Origin of the sequence: Pseudophaeobacter leonis (assembly GCF_002087335.1) — a bacterium.
Lineage (GTDB): Bacteria > Pseudomonadota > Alphaproteobacteria > Rhodobacterales > Rhodobacteraceae > Pseudophaeobacter > Pseudophaeobacter leonis.
This window is the reverse complement of the sequence record NZ_MWVJ01000021.1, coordinates 58,644-85,538: the sequence shown is the minus strand read 5'-3', so window position 1 is coordinate 85,538 and position 26,895 is coordinate 58,644. Positions and strand designations below refer to the sequence as shown.

Annotated in this window: 18 protein-coding genes and 6 pseudogenes; 7 read left to right on the top strand and 17 right to left on the bottom strand. The window is 60.9% G+C overall.

What is annotated here, in order from left to right:
* Positions 1–186: 186 nt before the first annotated feature.
* From B4968_RS06995 to B4968_RS06955, 9 genes and pseudogenes are all read right to left on the bottom strand, one after another.
* Positions 187–849 carry a GntR family transcriptional regulator gene (locus tag B4968_RS06995; protein ID WP_083097736.1) on the bottom strand — a complete coding sequence of 221 codons (663 nt, stop codon included), beginning with the start codon at positions 847–849 and terminating at the stop codon, positions 187–189.
* 110 nt (positions 850–959) lie between these two features.
* On the bottom strand, positions 960–2,120 hold the full coding sequence (locus tag B4968_RS06990) for a M56 family metallopeptidase (RefSeq protein WP_083097734.1): 1,161 nt from the start codon (positions 2,118–2,120) through the stop codon (positions 960–962).
* Positions 2,110–2,505, bottom strand: a complete 396-nt coding sequence (locus tag B4968_RS06985) for a BlaI/MecI/CopY family transcriptional regulator (RefSeq protein WP_083097732.1) — start codon at positions 2,503–2,505, stop codon at positions 2,110–2,112. Before B4968_RS06985 ends, B4968_RS06990 begins: the two co-directional genes overlap by 11 nt.
* Before the next feature lie 340 nt (positions 2,506–2,845).
* Positions 2,846–3,118: pseudogene (locus B4968_RS06980) on the bottom strand (DUF2160 domain-containing protein); the annotation flags it as partial.
* Entirely contained in the window at positions 3,118–3,915 is a 798-nt protein-coding gene (locus B4968_RS06975; RefSeq protein WP_083097728.1) for a carbohydrate ABC transporter permease, read from the bottom strand. The gene B4968_RS06975 and the pseudogene B4968_RS06980, both read right to left, overlap by 1 nt.
* Positions 3,916–3,928: 13 nt before the next feature.
* Positions 3,929–4,792, bottom strand: a pseudogene (locus B4968_RS06970) (carbohydrate ABC transporter permease).
* On the bottom strand, positions 4,789–5,895 hold the full coding sequence (locus B4968_RS06965; protein WP_083097726.1) for an ABC transporter ATP-binding protein: 1,107 nt from the start codon (positions 5,893–5,895) through the stop codon (positions 4,789–4,791). Before B4968_RS06965 ends, B4968_RS06970 begins: the two are co-directional and overlap by 4 nt.
* An 11-nt stretch (positions 5,896–5,906) precedes the next feature.
* Positions 5,907–6,997: pseudogene (locus B4968_RS06960) on the bottom strand (ABC transporter ATP-binding protein).
* Positions 6,998–7,176: 179 nt separating this feature from the next.
* Positions 7,177–8,909, bottom strand: a pseudogene (locus B4968_RS06955) (ABC transporter substrate-binding protein).
* A 287-nt stretch (positions 8,910–9,196) separates the two neighbouring features.
* Here B4968_RS06955 and B4968_RS06950 point away from each other — a divergent pair.
* Both B4968_RS06950 and B4968_RS06945 read left to right on the top strand, forming a co-directional pair.
* A pseudogene (locus B4968_RS06950) lies at positions 9,197–10,323 on the top strand (THUMP domain-containing class I SAM-dependent RNA methyltransferase).
* A 147-nt stretch (positions 10,324–10,470) separates the two neighbouring features.
* Positions 10,471–10,980 (top strand): thioesterase family protein, encoded by a 510-nt coding sequence (locus B4968_RS06945; RefSeq protein WP_083097724.1) that lies wholly within the window; start codon positions 10,471–10,473, stop codon positions 10,978–10,980.
* Between the two features lie 237 nt (positions 10,981–11,217).
* Here the strand turns inward: B4968_RS06945 and B4968_RS06940 are convergent, their stop codons facing one another.
* Positions 11,218–12,666: an acyl-CoA dehydrogenase family protein gene (locus B4968_RS06940; RefSeq protein WP_241525618.1), complete on the bottom strand. Its 1,449-nt coding sequence runs from the start codon at positions 12,664–12,666 to the stop codon at positions 11,218–11,220.
* Positions 12,593–13,069, bottom strand: a complete 477-nt coding sequence (locus B4968_RS24155; protein ID WP_241525617.1) for a TetR/AcrR family transcriptional regulator — start codon at positions 13,067–13,069, stop codon at positions 12,593–12,595. Before B4968_RS24155 ends, B4968_RS06940 begins: the two co-directional genes overlap by 74 nt.
* A 102-nt stretch (positions 13,070–13,171) precedes the next feature.
* On the opposite strand from B4968_RS24155, the gene B4968_RS06930 reads away from it, so the two are divergent.
* A complete protein-coding gene (locus B4968_RS06930) occupies positions 13,172–13,966 on the top strand; it encodes a TIGR03084 family metal-binding protein (protein ID WP_083097719.1) in 795 nt (264 codons plus the stop codon).
* Between the two features lie 336 nt (positions 13,967–14,302).
* On the opposite strand, the gene B4968_RS25150 is transcribed toward B4968_RS06930, so the two are convergent.
* Together B4968_RS25150 and B4968_RS25145 are read right to left on the bottom strand one after the other, a co-directional pair.
* On the bottom strand, positions 14,303–14,614 hold the full coding sequence (locus tag B4968_RS25150; protein WP_277620928.1) for a 2-dehydro-3-deoxygalactonokinase: 312 nt from the start codon (positions 14,612–14,614) through the stop codon (positions 14,303–14,305).
* Positions 14,544–15,185: a 2-dehydro-3-deoxygalactonokinase gene (locus B4968_RS25145; protein WP_083097714.1), complete on the bottom strand. Its 642-nt coding sequence runs from the start codon at positions 15,183–15,185 to the stop codon at positions 14,544–14,546. The genes B4968_RS25150 and B4968_RS25145 overlap by 71 nt, the downstream gene beginning before the upstream one ends.
* 762 nt (positions 15,186–15,947) lie before the next feature.
* On the opposite strand from B4968_RS25145, the gene B4968_RS06915 reads away from it, so the two are divergent.
* The 3 genes from B4968_RS06915 (at position 15,948) to B4968_RS06905 (ending at position 19,414) form a co-directional block, all read left to right on the top strand.
* Entirely contained in the window at positions 15,948–16,607 is a 660-nt protein-coding gene (locus tag B4968_RS06915) for a sugar transferase (RefSeq protein WP_241525616.1), read from the top strand.
* 200 nt (positions 16,608–16,807) lie between these two features.
* Complete coding sequence (locus B4968_RS24150) at positions 16,808–17,971, top strand: CpsD/CapB family tyrosine-protein kinase (RefSeq protein WP_083097712.1); 1,164 nt, start codon at positions 16,808–16,810, stop codon at positions 17,969–17,971.
* A 162-nt stretch (positions 17,972–18,133) separates the two neighbouring features.
* Positions 18,134–19,414, top strand: coding sequence for a GumC domain-containing protein (locus tag B4968_RS06905; RefSeq protein ID WP_083097746.1), 1,281 nt, complete (start codon positions 18,134–18,136; stop codon positions 19,412–19,414).
* Between the two features lie 16 nt (positions 19,415–19,430).
* Here the strand turns inward: B4968_RS06905 and B4968_RS06900 are convergent, their stop codons facing one another.
* Entirely contained in the window at positions 19,431–20,834 is a 1,404-nt protein-coding gene (locus B4968_RS06900; RefSeq protein WP_083097710.1) for an oligosaccharide flippase family protein, read from the bottom strand.
* Positions 20,835–21,112: 278 nt separating this feature from the next.
* Between B4968_RS06900 and B4968_RS06895 the strand changes: the two genes are divergently transcribed.
* A complete protein-coding gene (locus B4968_RS06895; protein WP_083097708.1) occupies positions 21,113–22,321 on the top strand; it encodes a glycosyltransferase in 1,209 nt (402 codons plus the stop codon).
* 194 nt (positions 22,322–22,515) lie between these two features.
* Here B4968_RS06895 and B4968_RS06890 read toward each other — a convergent pair.
* From B4968_RS06890 to B4968_RS06880, 3 genes and pseudogenes are all read right to left on the bottom strand, one after another.
* Positions 22,516–23,399 (bottom strand): annotated as a pseudogene (locus B4968_RS06890) (glycosyltransferase family 2 protein).
* Positions 23,396–25,930, bottom strand: coding sequence for a hypothetical protein (locus B4968_RS06885; protein ID WP_083097706.1), 2,535 nt, complete (start codon positions 25,928–25,930; stop codon positions 23,396–23,398). The pseudogene B4968_RS06890 and the gene B4968_RS06885 overlap by 4 nt, the downstream one beginning before the upstream one ends.
* Positions 25,927–26,892 (bottom strand): hypothetical protein, encoded by a 966-nt coding sequence (locus tag B4968_RS06880; RefSeq protein ID WP_083097703.1) that lies wholly within the window; start codon positions 26,890–26,892, stop codon positions 25,927–25,929. The genes B4968_RS06885 and B4968_RS06880 overlap by 4 nt, the downstream gene beginning before the upstream one ends.
* Between the last annotated feature and the right edge of the window lie 3 nt (positions 26,893–26,895).

The following is a 26,895-nucleotide window of genomic DNA, read 5'->3' as shown; positions in this document are numbered from 1 at the left end:
CTTGCCACGAAGCTCAAACGCGGAAGGCTTTGACCTGCTCCCCTAAAAAGTCCGGTGCTTTGAGTTAGCCTGTTCTCCAACAAGGAGACAGACGATGAAGAGAAGCCGTTTCAGCGAAGAACAGATCATAGGAATATTGAAAGAGCATCAGGCTGGGCTTGGTCCGAAATCCCGGGACCAGCTCTGCTAGCGCAGACTGTTGATGTTCTGGATCAAAGACTCACGCGCGCCGGAAATATGCAGGCGGGTCAGCTCTGCTGCGCGTGTGGCATTGCCATCAACGCAGGCTTCCCAAATGGCGATATGCTCTTCATTGGCCCGCTGCATGCCGTTCGACAAAACCAGCTGAGCACGCAGATAGCGGTCAACCCGGTCCATCGCGTTGTCGATCAAATCAAGATGATACTGCAATCCACTGGCCCGGTAGAGCGTCGCGTGGAAGTCGCGGTTCAGATCTCCCCAGCTCATCGGGTCTGCCGAGGCGGAAAAGGCGGCCCAGGAGCGGCGCGCTGTTTCCAGCGTCTCTTGTGACATCAACGGAACGGCACGACGGATCACCTCCGGCTCGATAAGAGCTCGAAAGTCGAAGATTTCTTCAGCCTCATCCGCAGATAACCCCGACACCACGGCACCCTTGTAGCGTTGCGTCTTGACCAGACCCTGTTCTTCAAGCCGTGAGATTGCCTCGCGGACTGGGATACGGCTGGTGTTGAACTGCCGGGCAATTTCGTCCTGGCGCAGGGGCTCTCCCTCTTTCACATCGCCTTCAATAATCGCTTTGCGCAGGGCCTCAAAGACGATGGATGACGCCGATGCGGTCTTTGATATATCGACGGAATTCAACTTCATAAGGGGCTCCTCCTGTACCCTCATTAACGCGGTTTCGGTGGCGGGGAAAGCTGTGTCACAGGATTAAGGAATTTGGGATCCAAAGTTGGGGCGGTCAAGCAGGGGGAGGGCTAGCGCGATGCGGCGGGCATGAAGCTGCCCTGCAAAATGGCATTTGCAGTGGCCTGCGCACCAATGGCCGGGGTGGCATTGCGTGACGCCATGCGTTCGAGGTTGACGATGGTCGAAAGCATCAACCTGTCATGGCTCCAGTCACCGGGACGCTGCATCAACATGGCCGTGGCCAGAACCGAAGCCATCATCAGCCCCGAGATCAGAGCCCAGCCAATACCGGTTTCGCCATGTGGCGCCTGGGCTGTCACTGCAATGATGCGTTGCTGCAGGGTCGAGTTGCGCCGGGTTTCACGGCGGTCCACCAGCGCCACCGTGGGGCTGCGGCGGGTAAAGAAGACCCGCTCCTGGGCGGCCTGGCTGCAGGCGCGGATCAGGCATTCGCAATAGGCCCGGATGTTCAGCCCGGCGCGCGCCATCAGGGCCTGATCGCAGGCAAATTCGCGCAGATGACGGACTTCACGGCGCCACAGGTAAAAGGCTGGATTCCAGAACAACAGAGGGCGCAGCATTTCCAGCAGGAATTCGCATTCGATATCGCGCTGGCGAAAATGCTGCAGCTCATGCGCCAGGGTCAGCCGAAGGTCCTGTGGGTGGCTCAAAAGGGCAGTTGGCAGAACCACGTAGCGACTGGTCAGACCACGGGTGGAGAAGGCAACAGGGGTTTCATCCGAGACCAGGATCCGGGTGCCGCCGATGTTTTTCCACGTATAGGACCGGCGGAGCGCGCGCCGCAGGCGCAGAACCGACAGGGCAATATGCCCGGCACAGATCAGCCCACCGAGGGCGATCGCTGCCGCCAGCAGGCGGGTCCAGAGCAGTTGCTGCGAGGTAAGCACCCGCACGGTGTCTTCGCGCAGCCCGATGAGGCTCTCGAAACTGGAGGGGCGCATGCTGACGTGGCCCTGCAGGAACTGCGCCACCAGCAGGTCAGAAATATTGGGCGGATGCGCCATCACCAGGCGGGTAAAGGCAAACATCAAAAACGGCGAAAGCGCCAGCAGCAGCGTGAGCGCATTCATCAGGCGCAACTGGGCCTGAAAGGCATGGGCAAGTCGGGTGTGGGACAGGATTTTTCGCGCCAAAAGCCAAAGCAGGGTGCCCGCGAGCACCAGAAGATTCAGATCCAGATAGCCATTGATCAGCGCGTCAGTTTTCATTGTCCCCCAACCTTTCGTTCAGCAGAGCCCGCATCTCAACGAGCATGTCGTCGGTAACTTCCTCATCCTCAACAAGGCGTGCGACCAGGGCCGCAGGTGCTCCGTTGAAAAGCTTGCTCGAAAGGTTTTTCAGAGAGGTTTTTTGATACTCTGTTTTGGGAATGGCGGGGGGGTAGATCAGCGAGCGGTCTTCCCTCTCGCTGGTCAAAAAGCCCTTTTGTTCCATGATCTTCAACACGGTGGCAACCGAGGTATAGGCGCGTTCCTGAGCCTTGTTCAGCACGGCCAGAATATCGCGGACGGTGCCGCCACCGGTTGCCCAGACGACGGTCATAAATTCAAGCTCGACCTCGGTCAGCAGCGAATTGTCCTGTTTTTTTCGCATAGGGTCTGGTGTCCGGTCCATTTTGGTCTTTGCGTGATGCTAGTCGAAGGGCTGAGGTATTGAAACTATTTCTTTAGCAGATGTGCAGCGCAGGGCTGGTCGTTGCCACATTGTGCGCTTGCGCGCGCTCTACTCAGCCTGTTGAGAGGCGACGCGCAACCCCAGCCGGGCGGATGGGGCAATTGTAGAGGTTTTGGCTGAGAGGGCCTGAATGGGCAGGTCTGCCATTCAGGCCTTTTGCAATTTTATCAAGGTTTGCGCGTCAAGGGCAGGCCGCTGGCGCGGGGCCTCTGGCCCCCTTGACCCGCGCGTGAGCCGGGGGCAAAACCCGTTTCAGACCCTTCCAGAAGGTGAAAATCCCCCAGAGAAAAGCCAGCCCCAAAGGCCACCAAAGCGGCATGCCAACCAGCCCCAGCCAGGCCAGAAAGATATAGCTGGTGCCCAGCAGGGTGATAAACAGCCGGTCGCCACGCGTGGTGGTGAGGCCAAGCACGCCGCGCCGCGTGTCGCCCCCCGGAGTGCGGATCTCAAGCAGGACAAGCACGCCAATGGCGGAGAAAATACCGATAAAGACCAGTGCTGTGGGCCAGGTCCAGGCCATCCAGGTCAGCATTACACCCTCCCCATCGCAAAACCTTTTGCGATATAGTTTCGGACGAACCAGATGACGATGGCGCCCGGAATGATAGTCAATGTACCCGCTGCCGCCAGCAGGCCCAGCTCATAGCCCGCGCTGGAGGCGGTTTTGGTCATGGTGGCGGCGATGGGGTTTGCGGCGACGGCCGTCAGCGTTTTTGCCAGCAGCAGCTCAACCCAGGAAAACATAAAGCAAAAGAAGGCGGCAACGCCGACGCCTGCTTTGATTGACGGGATAAAGATGGTGCCAAAGAAACGCGGGAAGGAATAGCCGTCGACAAAGGCGGTCTCATCCAGCTCTTTTGGAATGCCGCCCATAAAGCCCTCAAGGATCCAGACGGCGAGGGGGATGTTAAAGAGGCAATGGGCCAGGGCCACCGCCAGATGGGTATCAAAGATCCCCACAGCCGAATAGAGCTGAAAGAACGGCAGGGCAAAGACCGCAGCCGGCGCCATCCGGTTGGTCAGCAGCCAGAAAAACAGCTGCTTGTCGCCTAAGAAACGATAGCGCGAGAAGGCATAAGCGGCTGGCAGGGCTACCGCGACCGAGATCACCGTGTTGATGCTCACGTAGAGGATCGAGTTGATATAGCCCCAGTACCAGGTCGGATCGGTAAAGATGGTGGCATAGTTCTCAAGCGTAAAGGTCTGCGGGAACAGCGAGAACCCCGAGAGGATCTCGTTTGTGGTCTTAAAGCTCATGGCCACCAGCCAGTAGATTGGCAGCATCAGGAACAGGATATAGACCACGGGGACGATGGATCGTTTTTGCATGGCAAACCCCTCCTTAATTCAGGTCGTCTTTGGTCATCAGCGTGTAAAACAGCCAGGAGACCAAAAGCGTGATTGCAAAGTAGATGAGCGACATAGCGGCGGCAGGACCAAGGTCGAACTGACCCAGAGCGATTTTAACCAGATCAATCGACAGCAGGGTTGTCGAGTTGCCAGGGCCGCCACCGGTGAGCACAAAGGGCTCGGTGTAGATGTTGAAACTGTCCATAAACCGCAACAGGATAGCGATGGTCAGCACGGTCTTCATCTTTGGCAGCTGAATGAACCGGAACACCGCCCAGTTTGAGGCACCGTCGATTTTCGCGGCCTGATAATAGGCGTCGGGGATCGACACGAGACCGGCATAGGCCAGCAGCACCACCAGTGAGGTCCAGTGCCATACATCCATGGTGATGATGGTGACCCAGGCCGCAAAGGGGTTCTGCGTCATGTCATAAGAGACGCCCAGCACGTGGTTGAGGAAATAGCCCAGCAGGCCAATGTCAGGCAGGGTAAAGATGTTCCACATCGCGCCGACAACGTTCCAGGGGATTAGCATGGGCAGCGCCATAGTGACGAGGCAAACCGGCACCCAGAACCCCTTGCGCGGCATCGACAGCGCAATGGCAATGCCCAGCGGCACTTCGATGATCAGGATCAAAAAGGTGAACAGGAACTGACGGCCAAGGGCGGCATGAAAGCGTTCAGAGCGCAGGATCTGCTCGAACCAGTCCAGACCCTGCCAGAAAAACACATTGTCGCCAAAGGTTTCCTGCACCGAGTAGTTCACCACTGTCATCATTGGGATCAGCGCGTTAAAGGCCACCGGATCAGCACCGGCAGCACAAAGAACCAGTCTTTTTGGGTTTTCGGTTTTCATTGCACCGCCTCCACAGCCGTTTCGGGATCACTGGCCAGCCAGCCGTCCACATAAAGCCGGGTTTGATCCCGGCGGAAATCAAGATGAACCGAAGCCCCTTTTTCAGGTGTGGTTTCAGAGCCTGCGCCCTCAACCACGGCATTGATGCGGCTGCCATTGGCATGGCATTCCACCACGGTATGACGCCCCACATCCGAGACTTTGGTGACGGTCGCCGCCAGGCCGCTGTCCGCAAGCGAGACAAACTCGGGGCGGATGCCGATCTCGGTTTTGCCAATTGCCTCACCCCGAATGGGCCCTTCGAGGGCGATGGCATGATCGCCAAACCGGGCCGAGCCGTCCTGCAGGGTACAGGGCAGGATGTTCATCCCAGGGGAGCCGATGAAGTGGCCGACAAACGTATGCGCCGGACGCTCGAACAGCTCGACCGGGGTGCCGATCTGCACCACTTCGCCGTCCTGCATCACCACCACCTGATCGGCAAAGGTCAGCGCCTCTGTTTGGTCGTGTGTGACGAAGATCATGGTGGCTTTGACGCGCTGGTGCAGCTCTTTCAGTTTTGAACGCAGCTTCCATTTCAGATGCGGGTCAATCACCGTCAGCGGCTCGTCAAACATCACCACATTGACGTCTTCGCGCACCAATCCGCGCCCCATCGAGATCTTTTGCTTGTTATCAGGCGTGAGGCCAGCGGCCTTTTGGTCCAGCATCTCGGTGACTTCGAGCATCTCAGCGATGTCCATGACACGGGCGCGAACCGTGTCTTCATCGCGGCCACGATTGCGCAGCGGGAAGGCCAGATTGTCGTAGACCGTCATGGTGTCGTAGATCACCGGGAACTGAAACACCTGCGCAATATTGCGCTGATCCGGCGGCAGGTCAGTGACGTCTTGACCGTCAAACAGGATCTGGCGCTCGGAGGGCCCCAGTAGCCCCGAGATGATATTCAGCAGGGTGGATTTACCACAGCCAGAGGGGCCGAGCAGCGCATAGGCACCGCCGTCGCTCCAGTCGAGATCAATCTCCTTCAGCGCATAGTCTGATGGCGATTTGGGCGTGGGGAAATAGCTGTGCCGCAGCTTGGAGAGTGTAATTTTTGCCATTGATGGGGGCCTCAGGCTGCGCGGGAGCCGTCGGGTGCAAAGAAGTAGCACGCCGAAGGGTCCATGTAGAAATCATGCATCTCACCAATCTCGTAGGGGTGAACCCCGGCCGACAGAGACACCCAGTTGGGGTGCTGTCCCCCGCCGGCGGTACCCGCCAGTCCAAGGGCGAAATGCGCGAACTTTCAGAGCCGGACAGCTCTGTGACCTGTACCCGGCCATCAAGGCGCACCGAGGCCTTGTCGCTGGCTCTGGGCAGGACGTGATAGGGGCGGATGGCGATCGCATAGGTGCCATCGCTCAGGCCAGCCGCGGCGCCGTCCAGCTGCCACTGCACAGTGGCGCTCATGCGGGCGGTGCTGCCCTGTTTGGTCACGGTTGCGGTGTTGATGGGCGGATCCGAAAACACCCGCGCCGCATCCAGATTGCCGGGGTCGCGGTAGATTTCGGCGGTGGGGCCAAACTGGGTGACGCGGCCATCGCGCATCAAGGCGGTTTTGCCGCCGAGCAGCAGGGCCTCTTCGGGCTCTGATGTGGCATAGACCACCACGGCGCCCCGTCCGGCAAACAGCTCGGGCAGCTGGTCGCGCAGCTCTTCGCGCAGCTTGTAGTCCAGGTTGGCAAGCGGCTCGTCCAGAAACACAGCGCGGCTTTCCTTGGCAATGGCGCGGGCCAGGGCACAGCGTTGCTGCTGGCCGCCAGACAGCTCATGCGGGCGACGGTGCAACATGGGTTTCAGCTGCAGGATCTCGGCCGCCTCGGCGACGCGATCTTCGATCTCGGACTTCGCCATTCCAGCCACTTTTAGCGGCGAGGCGATGTTCTCGTAGACCGTCATATGGGGGTAGTTGATGAAAAACTGGTGCACCAGACTGATATTGCGCTTCTGCGTGCTGAGCCGCGAGACATCCTCGCCCTCCATCAGCACCTGACCGCTGGCCATGGGGTCCAGCCCGGCCATCAGTTTGATCAATGAGGTCTTGCCCGACCCGGTGGCGCCCAACAGGACGTTAAAGTGACCGGGTTCCAGCACCAGGGAGGTGTCCTTGATATGCTCGATCGCGCCGACGCGCTTGGTCACGTTTCTTAATTCAAGTGCCATCGTTATTTGACTTTCCGGCAACTGGGCCCGCACCACATGCTGTCAAAACGCGTGTTGCCGGGCCTCAGGTCTGTAGTTCCGTAGGGGAGAAAGAGCCCCGAAACACTGCTATGGCACTATCTCGGGGCAGGTGTCGGGCCAGACACCAATTGGGGATCAGGCCCGACGGGGAGGAGGGGTTACTGCGAGGCCCAGCGGGCGACCAGCTCGTCATAGTTGACGGTCTGACCTGCAGGTTTCTCGTTCTCCAGCGGTGGCTTGGCGCCGCCATTGGCATACCACCACTCGGCGTCTTTTTCCTCGTTCAGACGTGGACCACAGCCGCCATAGATTTCAGCCTGCTCATCTGCACGCTGCATCCGGGCCATGGTGATGTCCATTTCCTCGGCCAGACGGTTCATCGCTTCCTGCGGGGTAAAGGCACCCGAGTTCACGTCCCCAATCTGCTGCCACCAGATCTGGGCCAGCTTTGGATAATCCGGCACGTTCACACCGGTTGGCGACCAGGCCACACGATCCGGCGAGCGGTAGAATTCTACCAGACCACCCAGGTTCGCCGCGCGCTCCGAGAAGCTCTCGTGGTTGACCGAGCTGTCACGAATGAAGGTCAGACCCACGTGGGACTTTTTCACGTCGACAGTTTTGGAGACCACAAACTGGGCATAGAGCCAGGCCGCCTGCGAGCGCTCCAGAGGCGTGGATTTGAGGAAGGTCCAGGAGCCAACGTCCTGATAGCCAACCTTCTGGCCTTCTTCCCAGTAGGGGCCATGCGGGCTGGGCGCCATCCGCCACAGCGGTGCACCGGCGTCATCCACGGTGTTGTTGCCTTCGGACTTTGGCTTTACCATATCGGCGGTAAAGGCCGTGTACCAGAAGATCTGCTGGGCAACATTGCCCTGCGCCAGAGCTGGCAGCGACTGGTAGAAGTCATAAGAGGCGGCACCGGGAGGTGCGTATTTACGCAGCCATTCGTCCCATTTGCGGATCGCATAGACCGCCGCCGGGCCGTTTGCAGCACCACCACGGGTGACACTTGCGCCCGCAGGGTTACAAGAGCCGGCTTCCATACGGATGCCCCACTCATCGATGGGCACGCCGTTTGGCTCACCTTTGGAGCCGGCACCGGCCATTGACAGCCAGGCATCGGTCATCCGCCAGCCAAGGTCAGGCGCGCGTTTGCCGTAATCCATGTGGCCGTAGATTGTGGTGCCGTCGATTTCTTTGACGTCTTCGCTAAAGAATTCGGCGATGTCCTCATAGGCCGACCAGTTGACCGGAACGCCTAGGTCATAGCCGTATTTTGCCTTAAAGGCCTCCTGCAGGTCCGCCCGGTCAAACCAGTCTTTGCGGAACCAGTAGAGGTTGGCAAACTGCTGATCGGGCAGCTGGTACAGATCGCCATCGGGACCGGTGGTAAACTGGGTGCCCATGAAATCGTCAAGATCAAGACCGGGGTTGGTCTGCGCCTTGAAATCACCTGCTATCATATCCGTCAGGTTATGCGCCAGCTGCAGCCGCGAGTGGGTGCCGATCAGGTCCGAGTCATTGACATAGCATCATAAAGATTGCGCTGCGTCTGCATCTGGGTCTGAACCGCCTGTACCACTTCGCCCTCGCCGAGGATCTGGTGGTTCACCTTGATACCGGTGATTTCCTCAAAGGCTTTGGTCAGAACTTCCGATTCATAGGAATGCGTCGGAATGCCCTCGGAGAGCACGTTGATCTCCATGCCTTTGAAGGGCTCAGCTGCGGTAATGAACCACTGCATTTCGCTCATCTGTTCGTCTTTGGTCAGGACCGAAGGCTGAAATTCCTCATCGATCCACTTAACTGCGGCTGCCTCATCAGCAAAAGCCGCCTGTCCCGCAGTCACGGCGCATACCGCTGCTGCGGACAAAAGATACCTGCGCATCTTTTCCCTCCCTAAAAGTCTGTAAAGCCAGCTACGCTCTCTCGCACCTGACTGGCATTTAGGTTTCATATTGGCGTCACAGTTGTCAAACTAAAAATTTAGTTTGAATCTAACCTGGTGAAATAAAGGTATTATTTCTGCCTTGTTTTTCGGCCTTCGGGGCCGCGAGAGCGACTCCTTTTGGGGCAAAACCTTTGCCGCAATGCGGCATCACTGTTTTGTGCCCAGGCTGAGCCGGGGCGCAAAATAACCATCGCCGGGGGGCGCAAAGCCGGGTATGAGACGTCATGAGCGATTTAGACACATTTGAGATCTTCCTGACCGCAGCCCCCGGACTGGAGGCCGCCCTGCTGGCCGAGGCCCGCGAGGCCGGTTTTGCTGCAGCCAAATCCGTGCCCGGCGGTGTCACCGTAAGGGCGACTGGCGCGAGGTCTGGCGGGCCAATCTCTCCCTGCGCGGTGCTGCCCGGGTGCTGGCCCGGATCGGTGAGTTCCGTGCCTTCCATCTGGCGCAGCTGGGCAAGCGGGCGCGCAAATTTCCCTGGGGAGATGTGCTGCGCCGCGACGTGCCGTTGAAGGTCGAGGTCTCCACCAACAAGAAATCCAAGATCTACCATGCCGGGGCTGCCGCGCAGCGTATCGAGACGGCTCTGGTAGAGACATTTGGCGCCACGATCTCTAAAGACGCGGCGCTGACGCTCAAGCTGCGGATCGACGACAACAACTGTCAGTTCAGTATCGACACCTCGGGTGAGGGGCTGCACAAGCGGGGCCATAAATCGGCCGTTGGCAAGGCGCCGATGCGCGAAAACCTCGCAGCGCTGTTCCTGCGTGACTGTGGCTTTGACGGGGTAGAGCCGGTGGTGGACCCAATGTGTGGCTCGGGCACTTTTGTGATCGAGGCGGCCGAGATCGCGCTTGGGCTGGTGCCGGGGCGCAGCCGCAGTTTTGCCTTTGAACAGATGGCCAGTTTTGACGCCGCCGCCTATGAGGCGCTGAAGGCAGAACTTACGCCGCAGCACATCGATATGCAGGGCCTCAGCTTCTTTGGCTCGGACCGCAATGCGGGTGCTGTGGACATGGCAACAAACAACGCCGAGCGGGCTGGCGTGGCGGGCTGCACCCGTTTCAAGGTGCAGGCGATCAGCGATCTGATGCCCCCGGAAGGCCCGCCGGGGCTGGTTATTGTCAACCCGCCTTATGGCGCACGGATCGGCAACAAAAAACTGCTGTTTGCCCTTTACGGCGCGCTGGGCAAAACCCTGATGGAGCGCTTTTCCGGCTGGCGCGTTGGCATTGTCACCAGCGAGGCCGGGCTGGCCAAGGCAACAGGCCTTACGTTTTTGCCACAGGGCGCTCCTGTGGCGCATGGCGGCCTGAAGATCCGGCTGTTCAAGACCGCCCGACTGCGCTGATCACTTACTCTTGCCCGCTGCCGCCTAAGCTGTTGTTACGACTGTGCTGCGTGCAAAAAGTGACGCGACGATTCTCTTTGCCCTGGGCCAGGGCGCCGTGCTTTTGTTGGGGGCAGCTACGGCACGGCAAAAGAGGACGGCGCTCAGATGACCACAACTCCTATTGATGGGCATGACGGCCCCTATCCGGCCCCAATTGCAGTCGACGCGCAGCAGGTTCTGCCCGAGTGGATCGACTACAACGGGCACATGAATGTCGGCTATTATGGCGTGGCTTTTGGTCGGGCGATTGAACAGATATTTGTCGCCCATATCGGCAATGGTGAGCGCCATGTGCGGGCCTCGGGGCAGGGGCTATATGTGTTGCAATCCCAATTCCAGTTCCTGCGGGAACTGAAGGTCGGGCAGGCCTTTGAGGTGTCTTTTCTGCTTATTGATCATGATCACAAAAGGGTGCATTTCTGGAGCGAACTATCGGTGGAGGGTCAGGTCTGCGCGACGCAGGAGGTTCTGGCGATGCATGTTCACCACAAGAGCGCCCGCAGCGTTGCCTTTCCTGCCTGGCTGCAACGGCGTCTGGCGCGGCTGCTGGCCGATCACGCACCGTTGCCCCGGCCCAGTCAATTGGGGGCAAGCCTGGGGATCCGTCGGGGCTGAATCAGGTGCCTAGATGCCAGACGCCTAGATGCCAGACGCTTAAATCTCTGACCGATGGTATTCGGCGCAATCAAAACTGACAGCACCGTTGTCGCGCAATTTCGAGGCCGCCGGCCGCGCCTTCAAAGCGATCTCCGAGGGCTGAGTGCCCCGGTCTGATTACACTGGGCTGATTACGCCAGTCTGATTACGCCAGTCTGATTATGCCAGTCTGATTATTCCGGTCTGAGGGCGCGCTCATAGCCCCATCTGGCGCACGGCAAGGTCGCGCATGATCTCTTCAGAGCCGCCGCCAATGGCCATGACTTTGACCTCCCGGTAGATCCGCTCGATCCGGTTGCCGCGCAGATAGCCCGCGCCGCCCATGATCTGCATGGCCTCAGAGGCGCAGAACTCGCAGGCCTTGGAGGTAAAGACCTTTGCCTTGCAGATTTCGGCCACCGGCATTGTGCCCTGGTTGATGTTCCAGCAGATCTGGTTCTGCAACGCCTCTACGGCATCAATACGTGCTGACATATCTGCGATCTTGTGGCGGATGACCTGATGGCGGATCAGGGGTTTGCCAAAGGTCTCACGGGTCTGGGCCCAGGCGATGCTGTCCTCCAGACAGGTCTTCATCATGCCCAGCATTCCGGCAATCAGCGTGACGCGCTCAAAGTTGAAGTTTTCCATCACCGCAAGGAAGCCGGTGTTCTCAGGCCCCATCATGTGGCTGGCAGGCAGCTTGACGTCATCAAAAAACAGCGTTGCCTGATCCGAACACCACCAGCCCATCTTGCGGTCCAGCGCACTGCGCGAAAATCCGGCCATTTCGGCCTCAACAAAGAACAGAGAGATGCCGCCCAGACCGGGGCCACCGGTGCGGGCCGGGATCACAAAGTAGTCCGAGGTCGTGCCGCCGGTGATGAAGGTGTTTGACCCATTCAGAACCCAGTGCTCGCCCGCGCGCCGGGCCGAGGTGCGGATATTGGCCACATCAGAGCCCCCGCTGGGCTCTGTCCCCCCCAGAGATGAGCCGCTGCGCCCGGCGACGATATCCGCCAGCACCCGGTCCTTGATCGCGTCGCTGGCCAGGCGGGCGATGGGGTCGATCGAGATCGTCCGGCCATTCAGCGCCGCCGATACACCGCCAGTGCCGCAGCGGGCCATCTCTTCGTAGTAGGCCGCGCGCATAAAGGCGTCGTCAAAGCCAAGGCCGCCATATTTCTCATCGATACCAAAGCCCCAGACCCCAAGGGCTCCGGCTTTTTGATGCAGCTCCCAGGGCACTGCCCCGGCCTCGTCCCAGGCGTCGCAATAGGGTTGGATTTCCTGTGCAACAAAGGATCTGAGACTGGAGCGAAAGGCGCGGCGCTCTTCGGTCTCGAAGGGATTGATCATTCCGGGGTCTCTTCCTGCGGGTCTGAGGGGGGGCGCAACAGCAGATGCGGCGCCATGATGCGGCCAAAGAGGTCGACCATCTTGGTTAATGATTTCGGGGTCGCGCTCATAGGGGGTCTGGGTGTGCAGCCCGCGCATGAAGCTGCGGCAGATCGACCAGAGCAGCGACAGCTCATCCTCATGACCCGCGCAGGCCTCATAGAGGTGGGCGATATTGCGATTGAAATAGTCATTATAGGCCCAAAGCGGGGGGGTGATGCGGGCGCTGAGGGCGGTGTCGGTGCGGGCGGCCACCAGGATTTCCATCAGGGCGCGGCCTTCGCGGGTGGATCAACACCCGCCGCCACAGCTGATGCAGCTGATCCTGAAGGTCGAGGCTGTCCGGTGACGGGTGCAAAAGCCTCGCCTCATCTCCGGGGGCAGAGGGGCCACGCACCGGCGCCAGAAGATGCTCAAGGGTTTGCACCATGATCTCTTCCTTGTTGGGGAAGTGATGCGTGAGCGCACCACGAGACACCCCAGCCAGGGTCTGCACCCGATTGATCGAACATTCGGAATAGCCCACCTCATCAAGGCTGGTGATCACCGCATCCAGGATGCGCCCACGGGTGCGGGCAACGCGGGCAGAGTTGCCGCGTGCCGGTGCGTCAGAGGCTGCAGCGGGGCTTTTGCCGGTGACGTTCGGTTGGTCTTCGGTTCGTGTGCGCATCAGCCTATCCTTTGCACGAATCGTAAAACAGAACAGTCAGTCTGTTCAATCATGTGAATTCAGGCCGACGCAGCGGCATTTGTTCGAAACAGGGAGTGAGACATGCAACAATCGGAAGATTTCCGCGCGGAGAGCCAGGCCTTGGCTAGGGTGTTGGAGGATTTGCCAGAGGCGGATCTGCACCGGGTGACGCAGTTCAAGGACTGGACGATAGATCACGTGCTGGGCCACCTGCATCTTTTTAACGTGGCTGCAGAGACATCGCTTAAGGGGGCTGCGGAATTTGGCGCCTTTATCGGACCCATCGTGGCGGAAATGCAGTCGGGCAAAACGATCCTGCAAAGTCAGTTTGGCTGGCTAAAAGGGCTCTCGGGGCGGGCGCTGTTTGAGGCCTGGCGGGCGGGGGCTGAAAGCTGCGCGGATGCTTTTGCCAAGGCGGGTCCCAAGGGGCGGGTGAAATGGGTTGGACCGGACATGAGCGCGCTGAGCTCTATCACCGCCCGCCAGATGGAAACCTGGGCCCACGGGCAGGAGGTCTTTGATCTTTTGGGGATTGAGCGCGTCGAGGCGGACCGGATCCGCAATATCGCCCATCTCGGGGTCTCGACCTATGGCTGGACCTTTGCGAACCGGAAAGAAGCCGCGCCAGAGCCTGCGCCCTTTGTTGAACTGGTCGGCCCTTCGGGGGTGGTCTGGAGCTGGAATACGCCTCAGGACGACAATGTGGTGCGCGGGGCCGCAGTTGAGTTCGCCCAGGTGGTGACGCAGGTGCGCAATATTGCCGATACCAATCTTGAGACAAAGGGGCCTGGGGCCAGGCGCTGGATGGAGATTGCCCAGTGCTTTGCGGGCCCGGCTGAAACACCGCCTGCACCGGGCGCGCGTCACAGGGCGTGATTCACAGGGCTTGTTTCAGTGGGCTTGATAGTGGGCCTGATAGTGGGCCTGTCGGCTACGGGACAGCTGCGGGACAGTTGGGCGTGTGTTCGCGCACAAAAGGCAAACGCGCCAAGGGAGCTCTCCCGCGCAGATCTGACCTCCTGAAGGAGGTCAGATCCCCTTGGGCCGGGCGCCGCCCCAAATGGGCGGCGCGGTCGCGTCAGTTGCCAAAGGGACTGTCCTGGGGCGATGGCCTGCGCTCTGACTGAGGGCTGCAAAGCTCCGACCGGTACTTCAGGCCCGTATCCTTAAGGCCCGTCTTGTTTAAGCCAGTCTTGTTTAAGTCAGCCCTGGCTACAGGGATGTCGCCTCACCCTGCATGTGACGCCAGGCCTGAACCAGCCCTTCAAGAGCCATACGATCTGGTTGCGCGCGCGTGACAGGCAACCCCTGTGCACTCAGGGCGGCCAGATAGGGAGATGCCAGCGCATCCTCTGCGATCAGTGCCAGGTTCTGCCCCAGCCAGTAGGGCCGTGCAGCCGCCAGTTCTGCCCCCAGCAAATAGCCCCAGAGTTTGCCAGCCATCTCAGTATTGTCACCTGATTGCAGCTGAACAGTCGCCTGCAGCTCTGCCAGTCGGGAGGCAAGGCGCTCGGGTCTGGATATGGTATCGGCAACGGCCTCCTGCAGCGCACTTTCCGGCCCAGCTGGTGCCCAGATCCAGCGAGTCGCATAAGGTGGCCTGCAGACCAGTTGTCAGGGTGCTTTGAAAACTGACAACTTCGGCGGCACTGACCTGCACCCAATGCGTCACAGGGCCGGGCAGGCAAATCACCCCGTCCCATTTTGGGTTGAGCGCCAGAAAGCCGGCGATCTGCGTGCCGCAGCCCTGCATCAGGGCAAGGGGGCTTTTTTGCACGAGGTTGGGAAGGATGTGCAGCTGCCATCCGTCTTGTTCTTGCAGCTCCGGCACCAAATCCGCAGGCTTGGCCGGCACCTGCGCGGCGGCGGCCGGGCCCAATTCGGCAACCAGAACCGGGGCGGCAACCAGAACCGGGCTGGATTTTGCCGCATCCGTCTGTTTGAGCGCTGCGATAAGATCCTGCAGCGGCGGCAGGGCGGTGCGGGGGGAGCTGTGGCGATGCAGGACTTCACGTGCCGACATCACCCAAAGGATGATCTCGCTTGCGCCTATCACTGCTGCGGTCCAGTTCGACGGGTTTTGCGTGGCACTCATTGTCCTGCGACCTTTGTTGGCTTTGGATTACCGGGCTTTGGATTGCGGGCTTTTGCCGACTGCACCCGGCACAGCGTGTTTCATACCCCTGAAGGCGACAGGTTTCAAATCGTCAGATTGTCCCGCGACCCTGAGGGAGAAAAGGATGCACCGCCGTTGGTGGCGCCGCCAGAATCAGGTCTTTGGGCGGGTGCAAAAAAGGATAATGATTCCATACTTTCGTGTAGCGCGGGGGACAGTTGGCAGTTCAGGGCGCCAATTGTTTCCACTTTTGAGCGCCTCCAGTATTTATTTCATCTGAATACCTAACCTTTAGTTATAATTCTTCTCAAATTGACTAGATATATTCTGGTCACAGAATGTCGTAGGTTCAACGGGCCGCAGGGTCATCTGACCAGGCATTCGCAGGGGCGAAACATGTGGGGGCATGTTTCGGGAAAAACCCAATCTGTGATGGCATTGCCCGATCCGCTGCCGCGACGGGCTTTGAAACAATTGAGAGCTGACACAAGCGGGGCTGGCCCCCGGGTGAGGAAGCTTTGAGCGCATGGGGTGACGATGAAAGATTTCGTATCAGTTAGGACGGGGATGGTGTTGCCGGGATCCAGACCGGCGCGGCAATTCCCGCAGCAGTTTTCCAAGACCCCCAGCGGCGCAGCTCTTTTGACAGTCGCGCCATCCACTGCAGACAGGATCAGCGGGGCCATACCGCGTGATTGCTCTTCACTCTTTACCGGAGGGCTGCCGCAGCAGAGCTGCGCCTTGGTCCAGACCCCTCCAGTCGACCAGACCCCCGGCGACAAGAGCCGTGGGGGCAGCTATGCGGCGCGCGGCAAGCGGGCCCTGGAGCTGGCTCTGGTCCTGATGGCCTTGCCTGTGGCCCTGCCAATCATTGCGCTGTCGGCCCTGCTGCTCTGGGTCGAAAGCGGTCTGCCGTTTTACAGTCAGGACCGTCTGGGACAAAATGGCAAACGGTTTCGGATTTTCAAACTGCGCACAATGGTGCGGGATGCCGATGCCCGGCTTCAGGACTGCCTGCAGCAGAACCCCGCCTTGCGCCGGGAATGGGATGAGACGCAAAAGCTGAAAAAAGATCCGCGTATCACCCGGATTGGCCGGATCCTTCGGGTGACCTCTCTGGACGAGCTGCCACAGCTTTGGAATGTCTTTACCGGCGAGATGAGCCTGGTTGGCCCACGTCCCATGATGCCGGAGCAGTTGCCGCTCTATGGGGAAGCTTCGGCCTATTTCGCGGTGAAGCCGGGGATTACAGGCCTTTGGCAAGTGTCAGACCGCAACGAGAGCAGTTTTGCCTCTCGCGCTCAGGCCGATGCTGACTATCTGCGCGTGATGGGATTGCAGATGGATTTGAGGCTGATCTGGCGGACGGTTGGCGTTGTGGCCAAGGGCACTGGATATTAATCACTTTGCCTCACTTTGCCATTGAATACGGGCTGGGATTGCTGGCCGGGACTGCTGGCCGGGACTGCTGGCCGGGATTGTTGGCCGGGATTGCAGCCCGGAAGGACCACCAGCTCCAGCGCAAATGGGTCCGCGCAATTGAGGGTGCTGGGCGAAACACTGCGCTGGAGCGCACCAGGAAATTTGTCAGGAGATGACGCATGAAGCATTTTGCTGTATCAGCCCCTGTTAGCGCCCCGCGCTCACAAGCCTTTGAACGCAATGATGAGGACCAGATGACGCAAAAGGGCTTCAAGAGGTTCCAACGCCGCCGCACGCAGCAGGACCGCCTGCCCGAGCGACTGCCTGAGCGCCTGCCGGAGCCCCAGGATGACGCGGCCAGCATCCTGCAGCAAGAGGGAGAGCCTTTATCTGGTGCCTCTGAGACTGGTACCTCCGAGTCTGGGGCCACTGATGACATCACAATGCCAGAGGTCGACACTGGCCTCGACACTGGCCTCGACACTGGCATGGCACGATACCTTTCGCAAAGCGAGCGGATAGACGAGACGCGCCCAGTGCCGCCAGTGCCACAGCCTGACGTGGTGTTGGACCGTGACATCCAGCCCCGCGTTAAGGTCGCAAGCCAGGCGCCGGTCTCCTTGCCCACCAGGTTTGATCCCTGGGTGCAATTCCCGGAAGTGCCGTTTGATTTCCTCGGCCAAACACCCTCGCGCCTGCCTTTGGTCAGCGCCTTTCGCGCCTCGCCCACCGCACGGGCTTTTGATCTGTTGCGCACCCGCCTGCTGCACAGCCTGAAGACACATGGCTGGAAACGCGTGGCCGTCACCAGCCCCTCTGCGGGCGGGGGGACGACCTTTTGCGCCGTCAATCTGGCGCTGAGCCTGGCCCGCATTCCGGCGAGCCGGACCGTGCTGATGGATCTGAATTTCCGCGCTCCCGGCGTGGCCGCCGCGCTTGGGATCGCGCCGCATGGAAACATGGCTGAGTTCCTCACAGGAGAGGTCCCCATTGGGCAGCATCTGCAGCGCCTGTCTGACACATTGGTGGTGGGGAGCAATTGCGCGCCTGATCAAAACGCCTCGGAAATTTTGCACGATCCCCGCACTGCTGATGTGATCTCGGCCCTGATCAACGACACCAGGGCCGACACCGTCTTGTTTGATTTGCCGCCGGTGCTGGAGCATGATGATGTCACGGCCTTTCTGCCGCAGGTGGATGGCGTGTTGCTGATTTCGGATGGCGACCGGACCACCGCTGCTGAACTGGCCGCCTGTGAAAAGATGCTGGCGGGGCATGCGCCCCTGCTGGGCGTGGGCTTGAACCGGGCGCAGCAGACCGATAAGACGCAGGTCACACCCTGAAATTCCTTTCTGTCGGCACAGTTGTGCGGCCGGAGCCACAGTTTTGCCCGGTTGCTGTGCTGTAACGGGCGGTGGATGTCCAAATTTGCTCTGGTGGCCTGTTCCTGTGCCGGTGCCAGGGCGAGGCGGGATCAGGGACAAGATGACAAAGAGAGCAGAGATATGGGGCCAATTTTTTCGCTGGCAGATTTGTTTGACATGCTGCGCCGTCGCGCGGCTGTCATTTTGTATGTCACCGTGTTGGGCTCGATCCTGTCAATCTGGGTGGCGCTGAATCAGCAGCATGTCTACCCAAGCGTTGAGGTGATCCAGGTCACCCGGCCGGTGATTGCGGATGATCTGGCCCGCTCCACCGTCGAGGGCTCGTCGGCGCGCCGGATGCAGCTGATCGAACAACGTTTGATGGCGCGCGGAACACTGCTTGAGATCATCGAGAAATTTGCGCTTTTTGCTGACCTGCCGGACCTCACCCCGACGAAAAAGGTAGTGATGCTGCGCCAGGCTGTCAGCATCACCGGCGTTGCGGCAGCCCGCGAAGGGTTTTCCGACGATGGCACCATTTCGGTTTTGACCATCACCGCCCTGCTGCCAACCGCCCTGCAGGCCCAGCAGGTGGCCAGTGAGTTTGGCCGCCGCACCATCGAGTTGAGCGTGAGCAGCCGGATTGAGCAGGTCCGAGAGCCGCTGAGCTTCTTTGCAGACAAAGAGTCGGCTCTGGCGGGGCAGATTTCGACCCTTGAGGTTGAGATTGCCGCCTTTCGCGCCGCCAACGATGTGGCACTTCCCGGCACGGTAGAGTTCCGCCGCAACGAAGTCGCCACCATCAACGAAGGCCTGCTGGATATTGCGCGCGAGCGCATTCTGATCCGGCGCGCCGCCGATCAGGCCAGCGCCACAGAGCGTCCTGCCACGGCGGAACGCATGCTGGAGGTATTCAACGAACAGCTCGCAACCCTGGATGCGCAACGCGATCTGCTGTCGCAGCGAAAATCCGAACTGGAGGCCGCGCTGCAAACCACGCCTGAGGTCCAGCGCCAACTCGGCGCCTACACGCGTCAGATGGAGGCGTTGCAGGGTGAGATGGAGATTATCTCGCCCCGCCGCAACGAGGCCGAAGTGGGGTTTCGTCTGGAAACATCACGCCAGGGCGAGCGCCTGACAATACTTGAGCCGGCAGAGCTGGCGGATTATCCCTCGTCCTCGGCGCGGAAAAACAAGGCTCTGATGGGCGGGGTTGCCAGTGTTCTGGCGGGTCTGGTCGTTGCCTTTTTGCTGGGACTGCGCGCCCCGGTACTGCGTTCGGCGGTGCAGATGGAGCGTGAAACCGGTCTGGCTCCGGGGGCCGCGATCCCTGTTCTGGACACCAGACAGCCAGGTCGCGGGGTTGCGGCTACTCTGCGCGGCTGGCTGTCGCTGAGGCCGCAAAAAGCGGCGCGCCGCTGATCCGGCGGCGCGTGGCTCAGCCAGGGTTTACGTTGATCAAAGCCATGATGCTGTCCAGGTGCCAATAGGCCGCGCCGCCCCCGATGAGTAAAGCACTCAGTGCAAAGACCAGATCGTGACGCGGATCCCAGGCCTGGTGCTTTTGCGCCAGCCAAATCAGCACGGGATAGGCCGCCAGCATTGATAGGCCCATAGCGATGATACCACCGGGCAGGCCGTACCACATGGTGGCCAGCAGGAAAAATGTGGTCTGCAGCAAAGCGCGCGTTGCGGTGAACAGGAAAAACGAGCGGCTGTCGCCGGCCGCCAGCGCCGCCTGATCATAGGTCATGGTAATCACCGCAGGTACCAGCGTCAGCGCGATCATTACCATCATCGCCCCGGCCTGCTCATAGCGCACATCATAGAGCAGATCGACCAGCCAGGGGCCGATCCAGGCCATGGCAAGCAGCATCGACAGGATGCATGTGGTGAGGCCTGCGCGCAGCAGTTGCTGTTTGCGCCGATTGGCCGGATCCGCCGCAACTGGTTTGTCGCGATACACCGGTATCATCAGCCGCTGGGTCACCGCATGGCCCAGCAGCATGGGAAAACTGGCGAGGAAAAAACCGATATTGTAGACGCCAAGCACCTCGAGCGAGACAAACTTGCCAAAAATGGCGCGGTCGCCCTGCGAGGTCAAAAACCAAAAGGCTGTCGACAGGAAGATCCATTTGCCAAACCGGATCAGCTCTTTTGCTGCTGCGGGCTCCCAGAGGAACCGGTTGCGCCCGCCGGGAAGGCCTAAATGCGTGAGCATGAGCTTGGCGGCGGCCTGAATGACGCCCCCCAGAACCAGCGCCATCACCGAGCCACTGAGCCAGGCCAGTAGCACCATCGCGCCAATGCCAATGGCCTGCGCACAGAGATCCAGCAGGGTGACACGCCCAACCAGCAGATGGCGATGTGCGGTCTCGATCCGGGTTGGATTAAACCCGGCAATCGCCAGACCAATGCCCGCGATTGGCAAATAGTACAGCAGCTCAGAGGCGCCGTAGAACCAGGCCATCGGCCAGGCCAGAGCCAGCGTCATACCCCAGAGACCAAACCCGCGCAGCGCCTGTATGCTCCAGGCGGTATTCAGAAAATCCGGGTCATCGCCACGGGGGTTCTGGGCAATCGAAGGCCCGATGCCGACGTCGGAAAACAGCGCCAGGCCAACAGTCACCAGGGTGACCAGCGCCATCAGGCCAAAGGCCTCGGGGAAAAGCAGGCGCGCCAGCACCAGATTGGCCGCCAGGCGCTGCGGCTGGCTGCCGCCATAGCTGATCATCATCCAGGAGGCCGAGCGCAGCACCCGCGCCATCAGTCCCGAGCCCGAAAACAAACCTGAAATTCGGCTGGATAGCTTGCCCGATACCTGGCTTGTCGGCTGTTTCATTCGATCTCCCGCTATCCGGTTTGACCAGACCATGCGGCCTGTGTTGAGAAGCTGCTCATGGCAGGCTAGGGAGCGGTGACAGGCGCGTCAATTGCCGCATCACCTGCGGGCGTACCTACAGCGAATTGCCTTTGGGAGCGACAGGGAATTGCCTTTGATGCACAGTATTGCTCCGGTATTGCACAGGTTTGAGCGCCAGCTGGCAACGGCCTCTAGGCAAGCCGACATAGAGCCGCTACGCTAACGATCAGATCACCGGCTGACTGGAGACTGAGCCTTTGAAAATTGCTTATGTTCTGAACAGTTACCCGCAGCCCTCCCATAGTTTTATTCGCCGCGAGATCCAGGCTCTGGAGCGGCAGGGCATATCGGTTTTGCGGCTGGCAATGCGGCCTGGATCAGCGCCCTTGGTGGACCCCGGCGATCAGGCCGAGGCGGACAGAACGCAGTATGTCCTGCAGGCGGGACCTCTTCGGCTGATGCAGGCGCTGCTGCTGCAGGCTGCGCGCGCGCCGAAGGCTATGATGCAGGGGCTGGGGCTGGCTTTGCGTCTGGGGCGGGTCTCTCAGGCGGGACGGCTGCGGCATCTGATTTATCTGGCCGAGGCCGCCTATGTCGCGGCGCGCTGTCGCCAGGAGGGGGTTGACCATATGCATGCGCATTTTGGCACCAATGCCACAGCGGTTGCCCTGCTGGCGCAGGTTCTGGGCGGCCCCGGCTACAGTTTTACCACCCATGGCCCGGAAGAGTTTGATGCGCCTCTCAGCCTGTCGCTGGGGGAGAAAATCAATCGGGCGCGTTTTGCCGTGGCGATCAGCAGTTTTGGCAAAAGCCAGCTGAGCCGCTGGGCAGATTTTGCCGCCTGGGAGCGACTGAAGGTGGTGCATTGCGGCATTGAGCCGGCACGGTTCGAAAACCCGGCATCTCTGCCCGAGGGGCCGCTGCGACTGGCCGCCATTGGCCGCTTTGTTGAGCAAAAAGGCCAGATGATCCTGGTCCGGGCGATGGCGGAGGTGGTGAAAACGCACCCCAAAGTGCATCTGGCGCTGATCGGCGATGGCGAGATGCGCCAGGATCTGGAGGCGGCGATTGCCGCCGCAGGATTGCAAAATAATGTGACCCTGACAGGCTGGCTGTCCGAGGCGGGGGTGCGGCAGCAACTGGCCACGGCGCATGCGCTGGTCATGCCCTCGTTTGCCGAGGGATTACCGATGGTGGTGATGGAGGCCATGGCCTGCGCGCGGCCTGTTTTGGCCACTTATATTGCGGGCACGCCGGAACTGGTGCTGCCCGGTGAAACCGGCTGGCTGGTGCCTGCGGGAGATGTTGCGATCATGGCGACGGCGATTGTTGAGCTGGCTGAAACACCGCAGGCGCGGTTGCAGGCCATGGGGCAGGCGGGGCGCGCCCGGGTGTTGCAGCGCCATGATAGCGATCAAGAAGCTGGCAAGCTGGCCGCCCTGTTTCATGACGCCTGCGACACCTAGCGTGGCGAAGCTCAGCAAACAGACCACGACATTCCTGGCAGTGTTTTGAGCCTTAGAGGTAGCGCTCCCGCGCGCTGTGTTTGTTTCTGACGAAACCACCAAAGCCCTTGGGCCGGGCGCCGCGCTGAGGCGCGGCGATCAGCGCCCGCGGCGGTCGTCGCGGGACATGGAAATGCTGGTCTACTTGAGCGGTGCTAGCGTCCGCGCGCCCAGCGTTGGGTTGAGCGAAACAGCGGCGACTTCACAGCAAGAGAGACCAGCGCATAAGCCGCAAAACCAATGGGGTCGCGCCAGATTAGCCGCAACAGCTGCCCCGGTGATATGGCGATCTTGTCGTCGTTCGCCTGAAGCGCCGGGAATGTCGCAGAAAGTTCTGCCACCCCGGCATTCTGGCGGCGACGCACGCGGGTGAGATTGCGAAAACCTTCGACCATGGGCCAAGTGTAACGGGCAGCGAGCCTGACCCGTTCGGCAGGCGCAAACGAGAGGCGGGCAAAGGTATCATCGGCAATGATATCCGGCCAGTGCTGCCAGCGCGCGCGCCCGGCGCTATTCATCGCAAAGAGGCCAAAGCCGGGCACACCCGTTTGCACAAAGGGCAGCTGCATCCAGACCGGCCATAGGCGCGGGTCAGCGCAGAGGGTGCCGGTGCGATCTGGGGCGTGCCGCTGGCATAGCGTGGGGCAGGGCCTTGCAGGGCCTCTGCCAGCTGCGCGACCAAGGCGCGCTCTACCGTGACATCGGCATCAAGATAGATCAGCACTTCTCCGCGGGCCTGTGCGTCGCCTGCGTTCAGCGCGTTCAGTTTGCCGCCCTCGGGCAACTCAACCAGCCTGAGGTCCCAGCCTTGGGGGACAGGCTGCGCTGTTGCAATGGCGCCGGTGGCATCGGTGCAGCCATTGGCCAGCACCAGCACTTCAACGCGTTGCCCACCGGGCAGGGGATCCGAGGCAAACAGCGCCTTCAGACAGGCGCCGATATAGTCGGCCTCGTTATGGGCCGGGATCAGCACCGAGACCAAAGGGGGATCTGCGGGCGCAGCGTGCGGGCGTGGGCCGCTGTGGGGGGGCGCGCTCATTTCACCGCCTCCAGAGCCGACCAGCGGGGGTTCTGGTCGCTCAAACTCCGCAGGGCGCCCCAACTGCCCCATTTGCCCGGAACGGCCACATCGGCGTAGGCGGTGAACAGGGTGCCGCCCAGATCCTGCCAGCCGCGCAGCAGTCGCGCATAGAGCGCTCCCATCTCAGGCGTGTAGTTGAAATGGATGAAAAAGTCGCTGAGCAGCTCGTCCTCGGCCATGGGGCCAATGCCAACAACATGGCTGCCGCCCTCATACATGATCAGCGCAAGCCCGTGTTGATCTGCCACGGCCCGGTGATAGGGCAGCACGCGGCCCAACAGATCGCTGAGCGTATCGGTGGTGTCGCCGGTGACCAGCCCGTCCGTCAGCTCGGTTGCGGCCTGCGCGCTGGCGACATCATATTGGTGATCTTCGATAAATTGCTGTGCCTGCGCGCCCGTCAGGCCCTGAGCAGCCGCGCTTTCACGGGCGCGCAGCTGGCTGTCGGCGATCCAGGCCCGCAGAATTGGCGCCCGCTCTTTGATACCAAGGATGCCGCCAAAATAGCCGGTGACAGCATAGGCGTCAAAATAGCTGGCGGGCGCTTGCCGGTCTGCGGTTTCCGCCACCCAGAGGGGGGCCGAAAGCACCTGTTCCTCAAGCCCGAGCCAGCCTGTCTGGGTTGAGATAACCCGCACGAGGCGTTCTGAGGCGGTGTCGCCAAAAACGCTGGTCCAGATTTGTGAAACCTCGGCGGCGCGGGCGCCATAAAACTGCATCCAAAGGTCCTTGCCGCCCCACCGTGCCCGGGCCTGGGTGTCGGCCCAGCTGGCCTGATCGAACTGCCAGTTCCAGACCTCGTTGGAGTATTCCACATAGGCCTTGAGATCAAAGTCGAGGCCGGTCTCTGTGAGACTGGCAAAATTGCGCACATAGCTGTCATCGGCGCTGTGGGGCATGTTGAACCAGGCGGCGGCTCCCAGTTGATTGGCCAGCGCCAGCATCACCTCGGCAGGCACCCCTTTGCGGGCCCAGGAGTAGTCGGCAAGCTGCGGGCGGTCTTCCCAGCCGACCTGCAGGGAATCATTGGTCTCCATCCAGTCCATGAACCGCAGCGCGCCAAAGCCGTCCAGTAGCGCCAGCCAGCGCGGGTTGAAGATCTCGCCTGCCTCAAACGCCGCCAGATGCTCTTGTTTCACCACGGTGATATTGCGCGGATAGTCGGCATCACTGGTGATGCGCTGCAGGCGGATCTCCACCGGGCCGGGGCCGGGGGTATAGTCAAACGACACCTCACCCTTGCCATAGCGTTGGTTGCGCGCCCGTCCCGAGACCTCAACAATGCCCTGGCCCTCAAAGCGCAGCACATAGCGACCTGCGAGGGACTGCGCGGTTTGGGGCAAATCTGTCAGGAGCACGGGGCCGATCGAGCCGAGCTCGGGCGGAATGGCAGTGGGCCAGCCATTGGGGTCGAGATAGCCGGCTGCCGCCAGATCGGCTTCCTCGACGCCGCCCCAGCGCCCCGGCAGATGGCCTATCCAGGGGCGGGCGGTTTTGAAATGGTCCAGAAAAGGCGCCTGCGGGCTCCAGTCGGCCACCGGCATCAGGTTCATGGCAATAGGCGGGCGCACCTGAGGCAACCCGGCAGGGCTTTGCTCTGGCGGCCGTTCGGGGACGGGACCATTCAGAGCGGCCACTCTGGGGTCGCGTGGCGGCGCGGGGGGATCGGGCGGCAGCACTGTTAGGGACGTTGCATCCCCCCCGGTCGCAGCCCAGGCGATCTGTTGCAGCCGTTTGGCCAGCGCCGGGCTGGGCGCTTTAAGGTTCTTGCCCCAGCGGTCCTGCAGCTGATGCGGCAGGCCGATCGGGTTTTGCCCGGTTAAAACCGCGTATTGCACCAGACCAAGGTAGTAAAACCCAATCGCATTTGGGTGGATGTCATCGGAAAAAATATCGGATATCGCGCTGAGGCCGGGCACGGTTCCGGCCTGTATGGCATCATCCAGCCGCGCCAGAGCCTGACCGGCAGGCAGCAAGAGGATCTCGCCTTCGGTGCTCCCATTGACCTTGTCCACCAGCCCCTGCCAGCGCGGCAGGTCCTGTTCCAGGCGGTCGCGCCAGGGGGTGTCTGCGCGGTCATCAAAGGGCACCCCAACGCCGGTGCCGCTTTTGAGGCTGTGCCAGGCTTCCTGCAGATAAAAGCGCACCTGCGGGTTGGCGGCGCGGGCCAGCTCGTAGAACTGGGTGATGGCGTCTTCGGAATTGCTCCATTTCCGATGCGTCGCCAGCGGGATTGCCTCGGTGACGATCACGGCATCCACCGAAGACGTCAGCCGGTGGCGTGCATTGATGCCCTCTGCCTTGGCGGCATGTTGCCAGTTATAGCTGAGGGGCGCGCCATTGATGATCTGGGCCTCGACGCGGGGCGTGACGTCAACCGAGAGCGCAGGCTGCGCGGCCAGCAATTGTTCCAGCATCTCCGGGCTGTCGCGGCCAAACAGCGAATGTCCCACCATCACTACCGATGTGATCAGCGTCTCAAGGTTCATTCGCTGCCCTCCGTTGTGCTGCGCGGGGCGGGTGGGGCTGCATCGGGGGCAATTCCCGTGCGGGGATGGGCCTGAACGGTCTCCCAGACGATCCGCTGTACTTGGGCGGCCGCCTGGGGGGAGAAGCTGTCTGCCGCGCTGCCATCTGCGCGCATGAGTTGGTGTGGCAAGCCCCGCGGGCTGCGTTGATAAAGCACTGCAAAATGGGTCAGCGCCACCAGATAGGCGCCAAGGTCATTGATGTGAATGGTGTCAATGTCACCTTGGGCATTGCGGGCAAACAGCGCGTCGGGGGCGCGCAGCCCGTCGATATCACCGGCTGTGATGGCGCGTGCGACGGCGGCCATGGCCTGACCTGCCGGGATCAGATAGGCGGGACGATCCGGGGCCTCCCGGATGTCCTTGCCCGAGAGTTTTCTCAGCCAAAGAGCGTCCAGATCCTGCGCTATGCGTGTGCCCCAGCCCTGGGGGTCATTCAGATGATGCCAGGTTTCATAGAGATAAATCCGGGTTTCGGGGGCGCCGGCACGGGCCAGATCAGCCCAGCGATGAAAATAGTCGGCACTGTCGAAATAGCGAATGGCATCGCGCAGCTCGACCATCTCGGTGAGCACCACAGCATCGTAGTCTCCCGACCCTATCGCCTCATGCGCGGCGCGAAAGGCGGGGGGGCGGTTGGTGGTGTCAAAGTCGCGAATGGGCAGGTCCGGCTCCCAGTGTTCCTTGAGCGAGGTACCCGAGCCGAGCTGACTGTTCCAGCGATGCCCCTTTGGGGCCAGCTGCATCAGCATATGTGGCATGTCTGGCCCCACCAGCGAATGCCCCAGATGAAAGACATTGAGCGCGCCGCTGGGGGGCGCAAGCTGGGCGACAGGCGGCAGCGGTGCGGGCCAGAGCCAGCGGCTCAGGGGCCACAGGGCAACAAGTGCGGGCAATGCGAACAATCCACGGCGGGTCATCATCTT